Origin of the sequence: Flammeovirga aprica JL-4 (genome assembly GCF_012844305.1) — a bacterium.
GTDB lineage: Bacteria > Bacteroidota > Bacteroidia > Cytophagales > Flammeovirgaceae > Flammeovirga > Flammeovirga aprica.
In genome coordinates, this window is record NZ_JABANE010000009.1 from 55,066 (window position 1) to 75,994 (window position 20,929).

The following is a 20,929-nucleotide window of genomic DNA, read 5'->3' on the forward strand; positions in this document are numbered from 1 at the left end:
TTAATGGTCTTTTAGTAAATCACGAAGCTGATCTGCCAGTCTTTCGTTGGTGTTGAAAGTAAGTACCGGAATACCGTATTCAGCAAACTGATCTGTGAGCATTTCTTTTTCGTTCGCAAAAGCCTTCTGATGTTTCTCTCGGACTTTTTTCATACTGTTTTCAATAGAAACCTGACGGTCCGAATTGGAAAGGGAAATGGCTCTCAATGGAAGTTCTTTTTCCCAATCATCTTCAATATGAAAAACCATGACATCGTTATGTCTTTTCAAGTTGAAGATATGATGAATGGTTTTATCTGAAATTCCTCTAAGATCGGATATAATGACGATCAAGTAATCGTGATTGACTGTACTTCTTACTTTTTGAAAAACGCTTTCTAAAATCAACGTTTTGGATTGAGGAGGCTGTTGGGCATTCAGTTGATTGTTGTAAACTTCTATGGTTTTCAACATCGAAAGAATGGCCGTTGAACTTCTCTGAGGTCGGATATTTTCAAATTTTGTATCATTGAAAACAAACGCACCTACTCGGTCTCCCACATCTACCGTTCTCCAAGCGCCAAGTGCCGCAAGGTGAGCGGAAACTGTCGATTTCAAATAGCTTTGTGTTCCAAAAAACATAGAGGAAGATTGATCCACCACTAAAAGAACTGGGCGTTCTCTTTCTTCTGAAAATACTTTGGTATGCGTTTTTTGAGTACGTGCTGTCACTTTCCAATCAATGTTTCGGATATCATCACCCGCAACATATTGACGAACTTCCTTGAAATCTAAACCTCTTCCTCTCATCGCGGATTTATGTCGGCCAGCCAAAAGCGATTGCACTTTGTATTTTGGTAAAAAGCTGAAGCCTGATGCTTCAAACTGCATACCGTGCAATTCATGGAGGGTGACATAACCTGATGTTGGATTTTCTTTTTCTGATTTACTCATAAGAAAAGAGATTAAGCAACTGCCACTTTACTGATCAGTTCATCAATGATTTGTTCTTTGGAAATTCCTAAAGCATTCGCTTCGAAACTGCTTACAATTCTGTGGCGGAATACATCTTTGATCACCTCTTGAATATCTTCCGGTTTCACAAAATCACGACCATTCAACCAAGCTTGTACTCTAGCTACTTTATCTAATGCGATTGTCGCACGAGGCGAGCAACCTACATCGATCCATTTCGCTAAATCTTCGCTGTATTTTTCAGGAGTTCTTGTAGCGTAAACTAATGCTACGATATATTTTTCGATTGCCTCAGAAACGTGTACTTCTTGTACCTCTTTACGAGCATCAAATACAATTTCTTTTGGCAGTTTTTCTTTTGCTTTAGATTCCTTCTTTTCTCCGGCAGATTTCTCTTCGTTTCTTACCAAACGCAATACCTCTAACTCTGCTTCTTCAGAAGGATAATTGACGATAACATGCATTAGAAAACGGTCCATTTGAGCTTCTGGAAGAGGATAAGTACCTTCTTGCTCAATAGGGTTTTGAGTGGCCATCACGAAGAAAGGTTTCGGTAATTCGTAGGTATTACCCGCTACTGTTACTTGTCTTTCTTGCATCGCTTCCAATAAAGCCGATTGTACTTTTGCAGGAGCACGGTTGATCTCATCCGCTAAGATTAAGTTGTTGAAGATAGGACCTTGCTGGAACACAAAGCTTTCTTCACCTTGACTTTGGTAAATTTCTGTACCTGTAATATCTGAAGGTAATAAATCAGGGGTAAATTGAATTCTGCTCAATCCTAAATCCATATTTTTTGCTAAACTATTGATCGCTCTAGTTTTAGCTAATCCAGGAAGACCTTCCAGTAGTAAGTTACCATCTGATATTAAACAAGAAATAATTCGGTTGACCACTTTCTCTTGGCCAATAATTGATTTGGAGATCTGTTCTTGTAACTGTTGTATAGATTCTAATGCTGTCACGGTAGTAATGTTTTGTAAATATAATTAAGCTATAATTGTTCGTTATTAAACAAATAAACGGTTTAAGATTAAACAAAAATAATTTTATTAAGAAATATTTATTCTATTATATGAAAAGAGAACACTCAAATTTATTAGAAATAGAAGGGGTTTTGATTAGTAAAATTCTCATTTTTAATGGTTAGGTATTTTACCTATCCGCTTTCTATATGACTAGAAGTTAATGATTTATTACTAATTATAATGCTTCTGTAAATAATAAATTGATGTTCTCTTACTTCTTTTTTAGAAAATGAATTTCACCCCTGAATAAATTATGTATTCATTATTATAGAGATCATATTCAGGCTCACAATAGATGTAGGTCATAAATGTTTTTGCTCTTACGGTATGTCCTAAACCAACCCCGACAGGAATTTCATGTACTCCAGTTTGTGTATTAAAAAGCATTCTAGGGTGGGTTCTCACTTCCCAGTTTCCGTTTTTAGTGAATTTATAGTAAGCACCATATTGTGCTTCTATGGTTCCATTGGATTGGTAAGTCAGCAATTCTACGAACTTCCATTTCTCATTGGTCTGTACACCCACAAAGTTTACACCTATGGCTGAGCCATTTACCTTTGAATTGGAGACTACTACACCAAAACCACTTTGTACTTTCCACTTTTCATTGTTCTTAGCAAACTCAAAAAGTCTAGAAACCATAAAACTGGAAGATCCATAATAGACTTTACCATCATAGGGCTTAGTATAATCTATTGCTCCCCTTATAAACCACTTATCAGTAGTATAGTTGACAATGTTTTGAAGCTCTACTTGATTAGGTTTAAAACGCCCAATCTGATAAGCATTCAATCCTTTAGATAGAGGATTACTCGCATCGACTTCCTCTTCAGGACTGTGAACAGCAGTGCTGTCTTGTCCCATTGTGATTGTTGTACTGATGATTATGGATAGTAGGGTAAATAAAATTTTCTTGTACATATCTGTTTAATTGTGTTTATGATAGTACAAATCTTGAATAATTAAGTTTAATATTAAACAATTTAAAGTTATAGATCATAACATTTAGTTATATCAAGAACTTATTAGATTGGAATGGAAAAATCAGAGTTGCTGATAACAATTTGAATGCTTTTATTGTTGATGTTTTACACCAATACACTATTTCACTTATGAGAATACTACTTACTGGATCAACAGGATATATAGGAAGACGTTTGTTGCCTTTATTAGTAGAGGCAGGGCATGAAGTTATTTGTGTGTGCAGAGACCCGAGGCGGTTTGACTTTGAAGACTTCGATTACTCTTTCTTGGATTCGGTGACAGTGGTGAAAGGTGACTTACTTAATGCAGATTCCTTAGAGAATATCCCTAAAGATTTTGATGTCGCTTATTACTTGGTGCACTCCATGAGTAACTCTTTTGATGATTTTGAGAAAATGGAGAAAACAGCAGCGATTAACTTTAGAGATTTTATCAAGACCACAGAATGTCAGCAAATTATTTATTTGGGAGGGATAGCCAATTGCAAAAAGCTATCAAGGCACCTACAATCAAGAGTGGAGGTGGAGCATATTTTAGGTGAAACTCAGAGTGCATTGACGGTTTTAAGAGCAGCGATAATTATTGGTTCAGGTGGAGCTTCTTTTGAGATCATTAGAGATTTAGTGGAAAAATTGCCTGTGATGGTGGCCCCAAAATGGCTGTTGACCAAATGCCAGCCCATAGCTATTCGTAATGTAATGGATTATTTGATGGGTGTCATGCTCAAAGAGGAAGCCTATAATAAAGTCTTTGATATAGGTGGAAAGGACGTTTTGAACTATAAAGACATGCTATTGCAGTTTGCGAAAGTAAGAGGATTACAAAGGCGGATTCTCGTAGTTCCTGTCTTTACACCTAATCTGTCTTCTTATTGGTTGTATTTCGTGACATCTACAACTTATTCATTGGCTCGAAGCCTTGTAGAAAGTATGGGAAATGAAGTGGTTTGTAATGATAGTGAGATTCAGAAAATCGTTCCTGTAAAACTCTTAACCTATGAAGAGGCATTAGAAAGTGCTTTTCAGAAAATTGCTCAAAATGAAGTAGTATCAAGTTGGAAAGAATCTATTATTGGTCCTATTCGTGAAGACTTTTTAGATATGATTCAAGTACCTAAATATGGCTGTTTTGTCGACTTTAGAAAATTTCAAATTCAACGTCCTGTAGATGAAGTATTGGATAATGTTTGGGCTATTGGTGGTGAAAGAGGGTGGTATTATGGTACATGGCTTTGGAAAATTCGTGGCTTTATGGATAAAATGGTAGGAGGTGTTGGATTAAGAAGAGGAAGAAGAAGCCAATACGATTTGAAAACAGGTGAAGCGTTGGACTTTTGGAGAGTGATCTTAGCAGATAAAAAACATAAGAGGCTATTGTTGTTTGCCGAGATGAAATTGCCGGGTGAGGCTTGGCTGGAATTTAGAGTGAAGAACAAAGACGGAAAACAATGGTTGGAGCAAAAAGCAACTTTCAGGCCTTTGGGAGTTTGGGGCAGATTGTATTGGTACTTAGTATTTCCATTGCACATGTTTGTCTTTCCAGGCATGGCCAAAAACATTTTAGCTTATCAAGATTCACATCATGTGAAAAAGCGTCTAAAAGTCACTTAACTACAAAGAGTTACATTTTCGGAGAGATTTTACTGGAAATTCGAGGAATTAAAACATTAACAATTTGTTAACATTGAAAATTTCGATTAAGTGTACACTCAGACACTTGCATCAATTCTATAAATGATGCGTGTACACTTCTATTTCTTTTTCCTTTTATAAGTTTAAATGTCAAAATAAAATATAATAAAGTGTGTAAATGAGCATTATTAATATTTCGTTTATTTAGCTTTTAATTGTATAAATACACTTTATTAATTCGAAACTTTCCTACACCTTTGTCGTGTAATAATAATGAAAACAAAATCGAAAACATTTAAACAAAAAGAAAAATGAATAAGTTAGAAAACACAATCGTAATAATGACTCCAACAGGATTTCCAGTTGTAATTAAAACAGTAAAATAATTTGTATAACAATTAAAATAAAAAAATCATGAAAATTACATTCGTAACAATAACACCGACAGGTTACCCAGTAGTAATCAGAAAATAATTTAAACTATATCAAAAATTAAAATTTAAGAATTATGAAAAATACAGTAATCACAACAACCCCATCAGGTTTTCCAATAGTAATTAAAACAAACAAATAAATATTTAAAATTATGAAAACAATTATAACAGTAACACCAACAGGCTTTCCTGTAAGAATTGCGGTAGCAGAGCCAAAAGTAAAAACAGCAACAATCTCTAAGGAGATAAAGGGTACGGTTAAGCAAGGAGCTTAAGCAATACCCGACTTTCCAATCGGTGGAAAGTCGAAATATGATAATGATTTGATGCCCTTGAGGGCTTTTTTTATACCCAAATATTTCAATCAATCCGGCGACCAATTTCAAAATAGGGCGTAACATAATTTCATCTTTACCCTTCCAAATACTGTCTTCTTCATTTTTTCCATTGATGAAAAAACGAAGCAAAAAAATCTAGGTTGTGATTGCAAAAGCTAAATTTCATTTCTCTTGCCTAAATGATTTTAAACTCGCTGTGCTCAAACAAGAAAATCATTTTTAACGGCTCAATCCATGAAATTCTTAACGCTTTTCCATTCAATGCCACTAGGAAAAAATCTGCAAGTACAAAATCAACTCATCGATGAATTTATGAGTAATATTTTATCGTTCATTTTCTTAATTCTTCATTGTTAATTTTTAATTCCTTTATTTTACCCCAAAATAAAATAAGAAATCATGACACTAGAAGAAGTACAAAAAGTTGTTGATGAATGGATCAACACTACAGGCGTTCGCTATTTCAATGAACTGACTAATACTGCTATTTTAATGGAAGAAGTGGGGGAAGTGGCTAGAATTATGTCTAGAAAATATGGGGAGCAATCTTTCAAAAAGTCTGACGAAGAAGTGGATTTAGGTGATGAGATGGCAGATGTATTATTTGTATTGGTTTGTTTAGCGAATCAAACGGGTATTGATCTGACAGAGGCATTAAAGAAGAACCTTGAAAAGAAATCAATCAGAGATGCTGACCGTCATAAAAACAATGAGAAATTGAAATAAAAATTAAGAATGTAGAATGAAGAATTAGGTCTACATTCTTCATTCTACACACTTCATTCAAATTTAAAACTCTCCGTTCCAAATTTTCCAAGAGGCTTCTGCTTGACCAATTAGCATATCTAAACCATTTAAGGTTTTTGCACCATTTTCAGCACCTAATTTCATGAATTCGGTAACAGATGGATTATATACTACATCAAAGAAGTAGTGGTTTTCAGTCGTCAATTCATAAGGCAACTTGGGAGCAATTCCTTCATTAGGATGCATACCAAGAGGAGTTGTATTGATCACTAAAGTGTGAGTGGCGTAAATCTCTTCTGTAATATCAGCATAAGAAATACTTTCCTCAGTCCTATTTCTAGAAACATACTGATATGGAATGTCCAAGTCTTCTAAAGTTACTTTGATGGCTTTTGAAGCACCGCCCGTACCTAAAATCAAAGCCTTGAATTTTGTATGAGGTAAAAACTCTAAAAGTGATGTTTTAAATCCATAATAATCTGAGTTGTAGCCTGTTTTTGTGCCGTCTTCCTCAAATTTAATAACGTTGACTGCTCCAATTTTACCTGCAGTGGCAGGGTCCAATCGATCTAAGTAAGGAATAACATCCTGTTTGTAAGGAATAGTTACATTCAGGCCAGTTAACTCAGTATTAGAAACTAAATCAGAGAAAATGTCAATTTTTTCAAGCTCGTAAAGTTCGTATTCGCACCCTTCAATTCCTTCCTCTTGGAATTTTTCTGTAAAGTATTTTTTTGAAAAAGAATGACCCAAAGGGTATCCTATTAAACCAAATTTTTTCATAGTCTTATATTAATTTGGCCTACAATTTACGAACAACTTTTCTTTTTTCACGCTTTCCATTTTTCTTTCATCATTCAAATGGATCAGGAAATTTGAGGTTTGAGTCTTTAAAACAATATGCAATGATATCCTCACAACATTTTGCACTTTTTGCACAAAGTGTTTTGATGTTTCATTATAGGAGGAATGATAGCAGGTGTAATTTTGTATTTGAGGAAAAGAATAGCTAAAATCTGAAAAGATCTGACCAAAATGAGTGAAACTCTAAACGCATTATACATTTTAGAAAAGTTACCTATTCCTCTGGTTGTATTTAAACTTTTGGATAGGGAAACACGAGACTTTGAATTTGTCTATGCCAATCAAGCAAATCAAAAAGCCTCAAGAGTAGATATAAAAGAATTTATCGGAACAAGGCTTATTGATTCTTTTCCAGGAATTTATGAATTAGGATTGCCAGAACTTTACCTTCAATGTATTGAAAAACAAGAAGCTGTAGATGTAGGGGAGATTGAGTTTGGAGATGAAAAAGTAAATTATATAAAGAGATCTTACCGTATAAAGGCCTTTCCATTGACAGACAATGAATTGGTGATTTTATATGAAGACGTTACGTCTTTAAAGAAAGCAGAAAATGAGTTGAGAAAGAAGAATGAAATTCTCGAAGAGAAGAATAAGTCCTTGGAAGAATTTGCTTATATCACCTCTCATGATTTGCAAGAACCGCTGGGTACAATTGCAAGTTTTGTGGAAATGTTACTGTTGGGATATAAAGACCTTCTGGATGATCAAGGAGAGCAGATATTAGATTATATCGGTACTTCAACTTTGCGTGTGAAAGGAATGGTCCACAATATATTGCAGTACTCTAGATTGGGCAGTGAAAAGGAGATGGTTACTGTGGATTGTAATGTGGTGCTTTCGGAAATAAGAAGTGATTTGAAGAAGTTGCTGGATGATAAAAAAGTGGATCTAAAAGTGGATGAACTTCCTTCTATCGTTGGTGCTGAATCTGAAATCCGAATGCTTTTCCAGAACTTAATTACTAATGCCATAAAATATCAATCCAAAGATAATGTACCAGAGGTGGGGATCTCGGTAAAAGAAGAAGTGGACAGACAAGTATTTTCCGTAAGAGATAATGGTATTGGGATAGCGGAGGAAAACCAGAAGAAAATCTTTAGAATGTTTCAGCGTCTACATTTAGAAAAGGAATATGAAGGAGTAGGGATTGGATTGGCCAACTGTCAGAAAATCGTAGATGGTCATAAAGGAGAAATCTGGGTAGAATCTGAATTGGGAAAAGGAAGTACTTTTTACTTTTCCATTCCGAAATAAACGATCATTCATCAACATAAAAAAAGTCTGTCATTGCCTTAAATTGGTGCATGACAGACTTTTTATTTATTGGAAAATCGGATTAAAGTCGAATAACCAATAAACCATTTTCTCTTAAGGTTTTCCAAACTTCACTTTCTGTAAAATCGATAAAGGAGAATCCTGTTTCTTCTTCAAAGGCCTCAGCAATCTCTTCTATTTTTAAGAAACCTTCTTCATTATAGATACTAAATGTCTCAATATTGTTAGCAATCCATTCTGCTAAAATAGGATGGCATTCAATTTCTAAATCTTCCTTTTTATTAATGAAAATAAGTTGACCGAAATCTTCCTCTTCATCAATTTCCAGCATTGGTGTTTTTCCAAGCCAAATCAATGAATGCTTTGAGAGTTCATGATCTTCTTTTCCTTTTTCAGCTAAATAATCTTCAATGAGATTAGGAGCTAATGAAGTAGAAGAGGTAGAGAAATTAAACCATCGGTGAACCGGCAAGTCTAATTCCACTCCGTGCATATAATTGAAAATTGAAGCTTTCAAACCTTCACTGAAACGGGTATGCTTTGCTCCAGTGGGGTCTTTGTGTGGAAGATCATTCCATGCAAAACCTTCAAACTCAAAATCTTTTTGCTCCACTTGATAAACCTCTGGGTCCAACCCTACAGGGGCATGTGCCGTCATGGCAAATTGATGCCAGAAGCCAGAGTGAAGACAGTGATTACTGAACATTTGTCGAACTACTTCCAATGAATCAATCGTCTCTTGTGTGGTTTGAGTAGGGAAACCATACATCAAGTAAGCATGAACCATAATTCCCGCTTCGCTGAATGCACGAGTCACCTGTGTGGCTTGTTTTACCGAAACTCCTTTTTTCATCAATTGGAGTAAACGGTCAGATGCTACCTCAATTCCTCCTGATACGGCCACACAGCCCGAAAGTTCTAGTAACTTACAAAGGTCAGGAGTAAATGTTTTTTCAAATCGAATATTTCCCCACCAAGTAATTTTAGTCCCTCTGCGGATCAGTTCAATAGCAATATCTCTTAAAGCCAAAGGAGGAGCGGCTTCATCTACAAAGTGAAAGCCCGTCTGTCCTGTCTCTGCAACAATCTTCTCTATTCTGTCTACAATCATATTGGCAGGAGCAGGATCATATCTTCCGATATAATCAAGAGAGATGTCACAGAAAGTACATTTTTTCCAGTAGCAACCATGAGCGACCGTCAGTTTATTCCAACGTCCGTCATTCCAAAGTCGGTGCATTGGATTGGCTACATCAATTACAGAAAGGTATTGATCCAGAAGCAGGTCAGAATAGTCTGGTGTGCCTACTTCAGCATGTGGAATTACACTCTGTACTTTTTGGTCTATAAACTGCAACGTTCCTTCCTCATTGATAAGGTAAGTGCGTTGTAATTGTTGTGAAGCTATTTTCCCTTCTAGGAATTTAAGAAGGTTGATTAGTGGTCCCTCGCCATCATCCAGTGTGATGAAATCAAGGTATTGAAAAACGCGTTGATCTTGCAGTGATCTTAATTCAGTATTAGGATAACCGCCACCCATAGCCACTTTTACATCAGTGTGATTTTCTTTGATGTATTTACCGCATTTCAATGCACCATAAAGGTTGCCAGGGAATGGAACTGTGAGCGCTATAAGATCAGGATTGACGAGTTGAATTTTCTCTTCAAGAATTTCTAATAACCATTGGTCAAGTATATGAGAAGGCTGTTGTAATGCTTCCTCGATTGGAGAGAAATTCGTTGCCGACATTGCTATTCGTTCGGCGTATCTGCTAAAACCAAAATCTTCTGTGATGGCCTCAATAATAAAGTCACCTAGGTCTTCAAGGTATAAAGTAGCCAAATACCTTGCTTTGTCATTGATGCCCATAGTACCAAAAGTCCAGTCCACATTATTGACTTGCTGAAACCTTTTAGCTCTTGGCAGGAAGTTTTCCTGACAGATACTATGAGCGAGCGTGTTGTCTTTATTTTGAAGAAAACGAACTACGGGAGTGATCGTTTCCAGGTAATCATCCTGCAGCATAAATATCCTCTGCACATTGTCAGAACAATCGCCGATGACCTCTTCAGCTTCGTCAAACAAAGCCGAAAGTCCCTCCTCACTGAATATTTTCAATACCAATTCCAAGCCTAAATCGACCTGAAAAGCATCAATATTCTTCTCTCTTAAAAAGCCCTTCAAATACGCAGTAGCAGGATAGGGTGTGTTCAACTGTGTAAGTGGAGGGGTGACTAATAATGTTTTTATGGACATTTATGAATGATCTATTGATTTCATAATTTTCTATATCAAGTTTATGCCTGATATAAACAGAAAAAGGCACGCAAAGGTGCCTAAAAGCCTTCTTTACCATAAGATAATTAAAAAAGGCTTTGAAAAGGAGTTAAAGTACTAGGACAGAGGAAAAGGGATAATTTTAGGATAAAAAAGATAAAATAAAATGTCCGTTTTCATTTGCCCTGGTACTTAAGATAGTTGAATTATTAAATTCAGCCTTAAAAAAAGCATTATCAATACTTCGACTATATATCCTCTCTCAATATTTTGATCAAGCTGCCACGGACTATACCGTTTTAGGCTCACTTGTTTTTTACTTTTTTGACGAGCTGGCTTTCGCTTCAGCCAATGCTTCTTTCGCCTTTTTTAATTGCTCAACAACTTCCTTCTGGATTTCAGCGGCAGTTTCCACATCTTCCTTCAAGTAGTATGCATAGCTTTTATTGAAAGCAGCAGAGTCGATATCGTTTTTAGAGTATACTCCACCTTCCAATTGCTGGTAAGCGTTCATTGCTTCATCCTTCGGAAGGTGTTGCGTAGAAACGGTAGCTTCCGCTTTGTAGAGATCTATTAATACTTCAACCATTTTATCCTTTGGCACTAAATCCGCCGGAGCTTGTGGTTTTTCAGGACCGCAACCGATAAGTAAAAGTCCTAATGCGAGTACATTAAATATTCTTTTCATAAAGGCAAAAATACCCAAAGTGTTTAAATGCAGGAATCATATTTTGTTACCACAGCTAAAATTGTGGTTAAATAGTGTTAAATGAGCTTTCAAGTTGCTCACAACAATATGGTTGAACTAAATTTGGTAACTCGGAAAAGAGAAAATGTTAAGAAGAAACACCGAATTGTAATGAAAGAACTGCTCAAAAAGCTAAGACGCTACGAAATTCGTATCAGAAAAGCGATCGACTCGCATATGCAAGGCGATTACCACTCTGTATTCAAAGGGTCAGGTTTGGAGTTCGATGATGTGAGGTTGTATCAGTACGGAGACGACATCCGACATATAGATTGGAATGTAAGCGCAAAGGGACATGGAACTTTTGTCAAGACATTTAAGGAAGAAAAAGAACAAAGTGTTTTCTTTGTAGTGGACGTGAGTGCCTCTCAGGATATTGGTAAGCAGGGAAGGAAAAAAATAGATATCTCCAAAGAAATAACAGGTGTATTGTCTCTATCAGCCATCAAGGAAGCAAGTTCTGTAGGACTGCTTTGTTTCTCTGATGACAAGGAAAGATACATGAAGCCCAATAAAGGTCAGAAACATGCTTATCAGCTTTTTGGTGAGTTGTTCAGGCTAAAACCACGATCGCCTAAAACAAATATCGGCAGGGCTTTGGGACAAGCTTTGGCTATGCTGAAAAGAAAAACAATTGTGATTGTGATTTCCGATTTTGTGGACGAGGGTTATGAAAGACACTTGAAAGCATTGTGCAGAAAACATGACCTGATTGTGATTCACGTGGGCGATGATAGAGAAACCACTTTCCCAAGAATCGGTATTGCACCTCTTTTTGATAAAGAAGCAGGCAAGACGATTTGGGTCAATACCTCTTCAAAACAATTCAGAGACCGTTTGGATAAGTTCTATGCTAAAAACAGAATAGCTCTGAGTGATCTGATCAGAAGAAATGGAGGCAACTATCTTTTTGTAAATGCGCAGGAAGATTATGTACCAAAGCTGATCAACTTGTTTAAAGTCAGAAATGCATCAAAAAAATAAAAATTAGAGTGACTGATAATGCGTATTCTAATGAATAAGATTTTAACTAATATACTTTTTATCACATTCATACTAACAGCAAATGCAGTAGTAGGGCAACAGGACAATCTTCCTTATGGCCGTTTTAATACTGACAGTATTATGCTGGGTGAAGAAGTGAAATACACGCTCCGTTATGAACACTCTTCAGATGCGGAAGTCTTATTTCCTGATTCTACCTATAATTTTGCTCCTTTTGAACTGTTGGATAAGACTTATTTCCCCACAAGAACCACCAATGACGTCAGTGTGGATTGTGTGGAATACACTTTAGCGGCGTATGACATCGATTCGGTTTATGAATTAGGTTTGCCGGTTTGGGTATACAATCAGGGAGAAAAAGATTCTGTGATGGCTATGCTGGACGGTATTTTCTTTAAAGATTTAATTAAAGTAATGCCTGATTCCTTACAGTTGTATGCCAATGCGGAATATGTTCCTTTAGAAGAGAAATTCAACTACCCTTATTACCTGATCTTTTTGGGAATATTAGTAGTCATTGCTTTGGTGGTCTTAGTTGGATTTGGTGGAAAGATCAAAGAGTATTTCAGAAGGAAAAAACTTCAGAAACGTTACGAGCAGTTCTTGCAGAATTACAGCAGTCATTTAAATGGAGATATGACTGTCAACAACGTAGAAGAATCGGTGGTCATCTGGAAGTCATTTATGTCTTCTGTGGTAGATGTGCCTATTCAAGCCATGACTTCTAAAGAAGCAGGACAGGCGTTGCATTCCAAAGAACTTGAAGGACAACTCAAAGTACTGGATAGAGTGATCTACGCCGGACAGGGTGAGGAAGAGGTAAAGGATATCCTTGAAGGATTAAAAGAGTGGGCAGAACAAGGGCAGGAGTATGCAATGGCTAAGCCTGAGGGAGCATTTGTTTTTAAGAAATAGAAAAGATTAAGTACGAAGACAATCATGTACGAAAATATATTATCACTTGACTGGTTTACACCTGCGGTCTTAAAAGGTTATGATTGGGGAAATATTATTTTCTTATACGGCATTTTAGGTATACCAATTCTCTTCTTATTAAGATGGTTATTTCGCTATAGAGTACGTCAGAAATTAGATGTAGCTTTACCTGAAGGCCATTTGAAAGCGGATTGGAGTACTTTATTGCGCTTTTTACCGCCTTTGATGCTTTCTATTGCTATAGCGTTGATGATGGTGGCAATGGCAAGACCTCAGAAAACCAATGAGCAGGTGGAACAATGGACGGAAGGTATTGACATTATGTTGATTCTCGATATCTCTCATTCCATGAAAATTGAAGATTTTGTACCGAATAGAATGGAAGCTGCCAAAAAAGTAGCCACTCGTTTTATTGATGGTAGAATTCAAGATAGAATCGGTTTGGTAATTTTCTCTGGAGAGGCCATTTCTTATGCACCTTTAACGACGGACTACAGCCTTCTGAAGAACTTGATCAAGGATATTGATTTTGATATGATCAAGGAGCCAGGAACGGCGATTGGTTCTGCTTTGGGTGTGGCAATTAACCGTATGAGAGAGTCTGAAACGAAATCAAAAGTTGCGATTTTGCTTTCAGATGGTGAGAATACAGCGGGTAGTATTGATCCAAAAACAGCCGCTGAATTGGCTTACGGTTACGGTGTGAAAGTATATGCTATTGGTGTGGGGAAAGAAGGTAGAGTACCTTACGGAACGGACATGTTTGGCAGACCAAGATATATTGAGCAACATTTGGATGAAACAGCGCTCAGAGAAATTGCAAAAATTGGTAAAGGGAAGTATTTTAGAGCTACGAATAATAAAGCTTTAACAGCCATCTTTGACCAGATTGATCAATACGAGAAAGCTGAAATCAAAGAAACAAGATATAAGGATACGAAAGATTTTTACCACATTTATTTAGTTTGGGGTATTGTTTTCTTCCTGATATGGATGGCGCTGAAGAGCACATTCCTTACAAATGCTTTAGAAGATTAAGAAGAACGAAGGGGAAGAATGGAAGTAAGACGTTGGCATATAATCATTGGCTTTTCTATACTATTTATCACTTATGCAATAGTGCTATTGAATATTCAGGTATTCAGTAAGAACTATAAAACAAGGGCAGAAGCCAACATTGTGGAAAGAGTGGTAGAATATCCATTGCGCGGTATGATTTACGACCGTAACGGAAAGCTACTGGCATCAAACGCAGCGGTGTTTGACATTATGATTGTACCCAAATATTTCAAGCTCGCTCCTGAAGATTCTACAGGACTTGCGCAAATGCTGGATTACACCATGGAGGAATTCAGGGATAATATCAAAAAAGCCAAAAGATATTCTTGGTATAAGCCTTCCATTTTCAAAAAGCAATTGACAGAACAGGAGTACGCTCAAATTCAGGATAGAATTATTTCTTTCAAAGGACTCAGTATACAAGCAAGAACTATCCGTTCTTATCCTCATAAAAGTTTAGCCAATGCACTTGGTTATGTAAAGGAAGTTTCGTCAACTTTTTTACAGAAAGATACAGCTAAATATTACCAAAGTGGTGACCTTATCGGTAAGAGTGGTGTAGAGAAATATTACGAAGAGCAATTGCGTGGTCAGCGTGGTGTAAGCTACATCATGAAAAACGTAAAAGGCGTTACGAAAGGTAAATTTGAAGATGGTAAGTTTGATACCATTCCTAGAGTAGGTGCCACTTTAACCTCTTCTATTGATCTTGATCTTCAAGCTTACGGAGAGCAGTTGATGAGAAGAAAGAAAGGGGCAATTGTAGCCATTGATCCAAGTACAGGAGAGATTTTAGCGATGATTTCAGCACCTTCTTATGACCCCAACGAATTGACTGGAGAAGGTAAAAGAGTCTCAAAAATATACAGTGAACTGTCGAGAAGTGAGGATAAACCACTTTTCAACAGAGCCATGCAATCCCGTTATCCTCCCGGATCTACTTTTAAAACCGTTATGGCAATGATTGGATTGCAGAACAGAGCTGTTGATACCTTGACAACTTATTTCAGCTGTAATAAACACCTGGTGGGCTGCCATGATCATAAATCACCATTAAATGTTTCTGGTTCTATTGTCAACTCTTGTAACCCTTGGTATTATCAAGAGATCCGAAGAATGTTGAACGACGAAGGAAAACGTTATGAGACGTCGGACCTTCTGCGTAAGACATTGGATGAATGGAAAGAAGAAGTGATGGAATATGGTTTAGGTCGTAAGCTTGGGGTGGATATGCCTTATGAGAAAGGTGGTTTAGTACCAAGTTCTAAATTATACGATAGAATTTATAAAGGCGGAGGCTGGAAAATCAGTACCATTCACTCCATCAGTATTGGGCAGGGTGAGGTGCTGGCGATGCCAATTCAATTGGCCAACCTAGGAGCAATCATCGCCAATCGAGGGTATTATTATACTCCTCATATCATTAAAGATGTTGGAGGAGAAGGACCACTGCCGGAATATAAGGAAAAACATAAGGTGAATGTAAAACCTGAATATGTAGATCATATTGCCAGAGCGATGTCAGAAGTACCACGCATTGGTACAGCGAAGAGAGCCTATAGCCCTGATATTGTAATCTGTGGTAAAACAGGTACAGCTCAAAACCCTCATGGTGAAGACCACTCCATATTTATGGGATTTGCTCCATTATATAACCCTAAGATCGCTATTGCTGTATATGTTGAAAATGCAGGTTTTGGTGGTACTTGGGCGGCGCCAATTGCCAGCTTGATGATGGAGAAATATGTAAATGGAGAAGCGAAAAGAGGTTATCTTGAAAAATATGTAGATAGCGTTGATCTGATTCAGAGAGAAAAGGATAGAAGGGAAAGAGAACGTATTTTGAAGGAAAAAAGGGAACAAGCAAAAGCAAGAAGATTAGAACTTCAAAAGAAAAGAGCAAAACAAGATTCAATCAAGGTGACAACATCACCTGAGGCATAACCCATAGGGGTAGACCTATGTGTCTACCCGCTGTCAATTTGTCTAATAATTTTATCAGATAAATGATAATGAATGGCTGAATCAATGAATACATTCAATGAACGTAGATTTTCATGAAGCACAAAAGGTCATAATTCTGTAAAATTATGACCTTTTGTGTTATTTGGTGGATTAGCGGGTAGACACATAGGTCTACCCCTACAGCCCCCCACGACCCCAATAAGATTACTGATTATCGTACTTCCCTTTGAATTTCTTGTACAACATACTGTGCTTGTTGTTTAAATCAATCTGTCTTCCATCAATAAACGCATGGTTGATTTTACTTGTTCTCATATCCAAAACATCACCTTCGCTGACAATGATAGTCGCTGATTTACCCACTTCAAGACTACCGTATTGCTTCTCAATTCCAAGAATTTTAGCAGTGTTAGAAGTGATCATTTTTAAAGCATCTTCTTTTTCCACCCCATAAGCGGCTACAGTACCGGCATAGAAAGGAAGGTTTCTTGAGTTTGAAGGACTTGAATGTGTAAGCCCTACTATCAAGCCAGCATCTTGTAAAAGTTTAGCTCTTTTGTAAGGTAGATCCACATCATCCTGTTCACGGACAGGCAAGCTATGAACGTCGGTCATTAAAACAGGAATAGCATTTGATTTTAAGAAGTCTGCCACTAACCAAGCATCAGTTCCACCTACCACTACAACGTTTTTGACATTATATTTTTGAGCTAATTTCACTGCCTCAACAATACTTTTTGCTTCATCCACATGAATAAAAAGTTGTTCTTTTCCAGAGAAAAGTTCCTTCATAGCTTCCAAAGGGAAATCAGGAACAGGAGTAGGTTCACCTTGACTATAAGCTTCGGCGTCTCTTAATGTTTTCTCAATTAAAGCCACTTGCTGATGATAGCTTTTAGAGATAATCAAACCTTTTTCTGGGCTTGTCCATGAAGGGCTGTAATACTTTCTTGGCCAACGTAAATGCTGAGCATCGTTTTCCTTGATTAAAGCATCTTCCCAGTTCCAAGCGTCGAGCTGTACCACTGAAGATCTTCCAGAGAAAATTCCACCTTTTGGCATTACTTGTTCTACTAAAACACCGTTGCTTCTCACTGTTGGGATAACATGTGAATCTGTATTGTAAGCAATGACAGAACGTACTTCAGGGTTGATTTTACCCGTTTCATAATTATCATTAGAGGCACTTACCGCTTCAATTTCCACTAATCCAAGCTCTGAAGTTGGCAGTACAAAACCAGGGTATACCTTTTGACCTGAGATATCAATTACTTCATAACTATCGTCAGAAAAGCTTTCACCGATAAAAGTGATTTTTCCCTCGTTGAAGGCGATGACAGCATTAGGAATTACTTTTCCTAACCCATCATGAATTTCTCCTCCTTTCAGCACAACACCTTTAGACTGTGCTTTGGCTGGTGTTGGTACCTGTGCATTTGCGTTGATCGACAAAAGCAATCCACAAATGACAGAAAATATATAATATGTTTTTTTCATGTTGAATGAGTTTTTCTTTTTTTTCGGGTAGATACATAGGTCTACCCCTACGTGGTATTAATCTAAATGCAAGTGATCACAGTGCATATGATGATTGATTTTTGGAGCAACATCTTTTGGCTTTGCACCGTTTTTAATCGCCTCTTGCATTTTAGCCACCAAGCGAGCACGTTCTGCTGTCATTTCCTTTTTTAATTGCTCATCATTTTCTAATGAAAAATACACCGTACCGTCCACTAAAGTGTAAGCTGATTTAGCATAAATAGAAAGTGGGTGATCTGTCCAAAGCACCACATCTGCAGATTTACCAACTTTGATTGATCCCACTTGATCATCGATTTGAAGTAATTTGGCAGGGTTAAGTGTCACCATTTTCAATGCTTCCTCTTCTGACATATCAGCATATTTTACACTTTTTGCTGCTTCTTGGTTTAATCTTCTTCCCATTTCAGAGTCATCAGAGTTGATAGCAACTGTCACACCTTGAGAAGTCATCAACGCAGCATTTTGAGGAATAGCTTCATAAACCTCAAATTTATAGGCCCACCAATCTGAGAAAGTGGAAGCACCTGCACCGTGTTCCTTCATTTTATCTGCTACTTTGTAGCCTTCCAAAATATGAGTGAAAGTATTTACTCTGAAATCAAAACTGTCAGCTACTTTCATCAACATATTGATTTCTGATTGCACATAAGAGTGACAAGAGATAAAACGCTCGTCATTTAAGATCTGTGCTAATGCTTCAAGTTGAAGATCCTTTCTTGGTTTTGGACCTTGACCAGCATATTCTTTATGAGCTTTATCGTATGCTCTTGCTCTAGCAAAACCGTCGTTATAAACCGCTTCAACACCCATTCTTGTTTGAGGGAAACGGTGAGACATTGGCCAGCTCGAACGTTTTACATTTTCACCCAAGGCAAATTTGATAAAAGGTTTTGCATTCGGGAAAAGAAGTTCTTCAGGGTTAGTGTGTCCCCATTTCATCTTAACAATAGCAGACTGACCGCCGATAGGATTGGCAGAACCGTGAAGTAATTGGGCTGAAGTAACACCACCGGCTAATTGACGGTAAATGTCTACATCATTGGGGTTGACAACATCTTCCATTCTTACCATTGAAGACATTACAGCTACATCGTTCACACTGAACAAGGCAATATGAGAGTGTTCATCTATAATACCAGCCGTAAGGTGTTTTCCTTTTCCATCAATAACACGTGTCTTTTTACTAGCCTTTAAACCTTGACCTATTTTGACGATTTTTCCTTCTTTAATCAAAACATCAGTGTTTTCTAAAACACCTTCATTTTCATTGGTCCAGACTGTAGCACCTGTTATTAAAATATCTTCTTGTTTTGCAATTTCCTTGCTCCCATAAGCACTGAAAGGATAAATAACATCACCAAGAACATTAGCTTTCTCCTCTTTATCTTTCTTTTGATCCTCTTTTTTATCAGAAGAAGCCACCGCTTTCACTGCAGTCCATTTCACCCATTCGCCTTTAGTGTCTTTACCTTCACCACTGAAATTACCGTTTTGATCAGCCCATCCCGAAAGACGAATTTTAGGAGCATTTTTAGTAGTATCACCTGCAAAAGCTAACGTCATCATTCCTTGGTGTAAAGTAGCTTTAGTGTCCAATTTTGTAGAGTCGTTGATAGAAACATTCCACTTAGGAGCAGAAGGGTTATCACCTGATGCTTTAAGGGTGTAAGTAGAACTATTCACTTTCAAGGCATAATTACCGATCAAATCTTCATTTGTCCATTTTTCAATGACAAACTGATGTCCTCTGATCCAGTTTTCAAGTACTTTTCCTTTTTTAGAAAAGATATTATCAGATGTGATAATGAAGTTGGCAATTTTACCAGGTTCCAAAGTACCTAATCTCGAAGAGGCATTGATATACTGTGCAGGAGTGACCGTAAGCGCTTCTAATGCTTTTTCTTCAGAAAGCCCTCTTTCAACTGCCAAACGTAAATTCTTTAAAAATGAAGTCTTTGAATCCAATTTTGAGGCTGTGATAGCAAATGTAAATCCTTCCTTTTCAAGCATAGCGAGGTTAGAAGGGGCTAATTCCCAGTGTTTCATTTCTGAGAAAGGAGCATTCATTGCATCAATAGGGTCAACTACATTGATAGGTTGAGGATAGCTGATAGGGATAATCAGAGAAGGCTGGAATTGCTTTAGGGTAGTTAAATCTTGGTATTCATCACCATTACCCACGTAGATATATTTTTTGTTGAATTCTTTCCCAACTTTAGCCGCTCTTTCCAAGTCAAAAAGGTCTTTGGTATCAAAGAATTGAGGGAAAGATTGTGTAGCATTAAATGCTTCCAACGTTAAGTCTGTAAATTTTTCTTTACCACCTTCAGCATACCATTGAGCATCATAATAAGTCTGTCTTAAAAGTGCTACATAACCCATGGTAGAAACAGGATACATTTGAGCCGAAGAACCTTTGTCAAAAGCATAATGAGCGCCTACTTGGTTTTCAAGAATTAAAGTATTGGCTCTTCCTTTGCCAAAAGTAATCAAAGCTGATGTACCTCTAGCTACGCCATCAGGCAGATAAGTCAAAGCACTGCCGAAACCTATTTTACGCATTGCCTCCGCTTTTTTGTCATCACTTTTAAAAAGTTCAGCGGCATTATTATTAGCTCTTATCGCATCGTTGGCATTGTAGGCTTTAGGGTTTTGAGGCCCAATATTTTCTGGTTTCGTCCATGACCAGAAACTGCCTTTTTTCACGCCGGGCATACCGTAATGTGAATTGGCATCGATGAATGAGGCGTAAACATGTTTTCCTTTCGCATTAATTTCCGCCGCACCTTTAGGAACTGCATTGCTTTTATTTACGCTTACAATTTTACCTTCTTTGATGACCAAAGTAGCATTTTCTAGTTTTTCAGAAGGGGAAATGTGGATTGTTGCATTGGTGATGGCATAATAATTACTCCTGTCGTCCCGAACACCGTTTATTGTAAATGTTTCCTGTGCAAGGGCATTGAAACAAGTACAAATCAATAACAGAACAACACTTAATAGTGAGTTGAGTCTAATCATATTGAAGTTATATTAAATTGAATTGGAAGTTGTGTTATATTGAACTACTAACTTAAGCAGTATTCAAAATAAAGCAAAACAACATCTTTATTAATTGGTTATATTGTTATCAATTGA

The 20,929-nt window shown here is 37.1% G+C and carries 16 protein-coding genes; 8 read left to right on the forward strand and 8 right to left on the reverse strand.

Annotated features, from left to right (window positions below; all coding sequences use genetic code 11):
- From HHU12_RS04940 to HHU12_RS04950, 3 genes are all read right to left on the reverse strand, one after another.
- Window positions 1-933, reverse strand: a complete 933-nt coding sequence (locus tag HHU12_RS04940) for a DUF58 domain-containing protein (RefSeq protein WP_169655548.1) — start codon at window positions 931-933, stop codon at window positions 1-3.
- 11 nt (window positions 934-944) lie between these two features.
- Window positions 945-1,919, reverse strand: a complete 975-nt coding sequence (locus tag HHU12_RS04945) for an AAA family ATPase (protein WP_044212563.1) — start codon at window positions 1,917-1,919, stop codon at window positions 945-947.
- A 285-nt stretch (window positions 1,920-2,204) separates the two neighbouring features.
- Window positions 2,205-2,903: a hypothetical protein gene (locus tag HHU12_RS04950; protein ID WP_169655550.1), complete on the reverse strand. Its 699-nt coding sequence runs from the start codon at window positions 2,901-2,903 to the stop codon at window positions 2,205-2,207.
- Between the two features lie 191 nt (window positions 2,904-3,094).
- Between HHU12_RS04950 and HHU12_RS04955 the strand changes: the two genes are divergently transcribed.
- The 3 genes from HHU12_RS04955 (at window position 3,095) to HHU12_RS04960 (ending at window position 6,095) form a co-directional block, all read left to right on the forward strand.
- A complete protein-coding gene (locus HHU12_RS04955; RefSeq protein WP_169655552.1) occupies window positions 3,095-4,576 on the forward strand; it encodes an SDR family oxidoreductase in 1,482 nt (493 codons plus the stop codon).
- A 607-nt stretch (window positions 4,577-5,183) separates the two neighbouring features.
- A complete protein-coding gene (locus HHU12_RS35590; RefSeq protein ID WP_262889372.1) occupies window positions 5,184-5,306 on the forward strand; it encodes a hypothetical protein in 123 nt (40 codons plus the stop codon).
- A gap of 462 nt (window positions 5,307-5,768) precedes the next feature.
- Complete coding sequence (locus HHU12_RS04960; RefSeq protein ID WP_062619048.1) at window positions 5,769-6,095, forward strand: nucleotide pyrophosphohydrolase; 327 nt, start codon at window positions 5,769-5,771, stop codon at window positions 6,093-6,095.
- 63 nt (window positions 6,096-6,158) lie between these two features.
- Here the strand turns inward: HHU12_RS04960 and HHU12_RS04965 are convergent, their stop codons facing one another.
- Entirely contained in the window at window positions 6,159-6,899 is a 741-nt protein-coding gene (locus HHU12_RS04965; RefSeq protein ID WP_169655554.1) for a shikimate dehydrogenase family protein, read from the reverse strand.
- 252 nt (window positions 6,900-7,151) lie between these two features.
- On the opposite strand from HHU12_RS04965, the gene HHU12_RS04970 reads away from it, so the two are divergent.
- Complete coding sequence (locus HHU12_RS04970) at window positions 7,152-8,237, forward strand: sensor histidine kinase (protein WP_169655556.1); 1,086 nt, start codon at window positions 7,152-7,154, stop codon at window positions 8,235-8,237.
- An 82-nt stretch (window positions 8,238-8,319) separates the two neighbouring features.
- On the opposite strand, the gene HHU12_RS04975 is transcribed toward HHU12_RS04970, so the two are convergent.
- Both HHU12_RS04975 and HHU12_RS04980 read right to left on the reverse strand, forming a co-directional pair.
- Window positions 8,320-10,515 (reverse strand): B12-binding domain-containing radical SAM protein, encoded by a 2,196-nt coding sequence (locus HHU12_RS04975; protein WP_169655558.1) that lies wholly within the window; start codon window positions 10,513-10,515, stop codon window positions 8,320-8,322.
- A 337-nt stretch (window positions 10,516-10,852) separates the two neighbouring features.
- The gene (locus HHU12_RS04980; RefSeq protein ID WP_169655560.1) at window positions 10,853-11,224 is read right to left on the reverse strand and encodes a DUF4296 domain-containing protein; all 372 of its coding nucleotides are present in this window, start codon (window positions 11,222-11,224) and stop codon (window positions 10,853-10,855) included.
- A gap of 171 nt (window positions 11,225-11,395) precedes the next feature.
- On the opposite strand from HHU12_RS04980, the gene HHU12_RS04985 reads away from it, so the two are divergent.
- From HHU12_RS04985 to mrdA, 4 genes are read left to right on the forward strand one after another with little or no spacing between them, the layout of a single operon-like run.
- Entirely contained in the window at window positions 11,396-12,268 is an 873-nt protein-coding gene (locus HHU12_RS04985) for a DUF58 domain-containing protein (protein ID WP_044207638.1), read from the forward strand.
- 30 nt (window positions 12,269-12,298) lie between these two features.
- Complete coding sequence (locus HHU12_RS04990) at window positions 12,299-13,204, forward strand: hypothetical protein (RefSeq protein ID WP_169655562.1); 906 nt, start codon at window positions 12,299-12,301, stop codon at window positions 13,202-13,204.
- A gap of 24 nt (window positions 13,205-13,228) precedes the next feature.
- Window positions 13,229-14,263, forward strand: a complete 1,035-nt coding sequence (locus HHU12_RS04995) for a vWA domain-containing protein (RefSeq protein WP_169655564.1) — start codon at window positions 13,229-13,231, stop codon at window positions 14,261-14,263.
- Between the two features lie 18 nt (window positions 14,264-14,281).
- Window positions 14,282-16,228: a penicillin-binding protein 2 gene (gene mrdA, locus HHU12_RS05000; protein WP_169655566.1), complete on the forward strand. Its 1,947-nt coding sequence runs from the start codon at window positions 14,282-14,284 to the stop codon at window positions 16,226-16,228.
- A gap of 225 nt (window positions 16,229-16,453) precedes the next feature.
- Here mrdA and HHU12_RS05005 read toward each other — a convergent pair whose 3' ends face one another.
- Window positions 16,454-17,746 carry an amidohydrolase family protein gene (locus HHU12_RS05005; RefSeq protein WP_169655568.1) on the reverse strand — a complete coding sequence of 431 codons (1,293 nt, stop codon included), beginning with the start codon at window positions 17,744-17,746 and terminating at the stop codon, window positions 16,454-16,456.
- Window positions 17,747-17,803: 57 nt separating this feature from the next.
- Window positions 17,804-20,812 (reverse strand): amidohydrolase family protein, encoded by a 3,009-nt coding sequence (locus HHU12_RS05010; protein WP_169655570.1) that lies wholly within the window; start codon window positions 20,810-20,812, stop codon window positions 17,804-17,806.
- Window positions 20,813-20,929 lie beyond the last annotated feature (117 nt).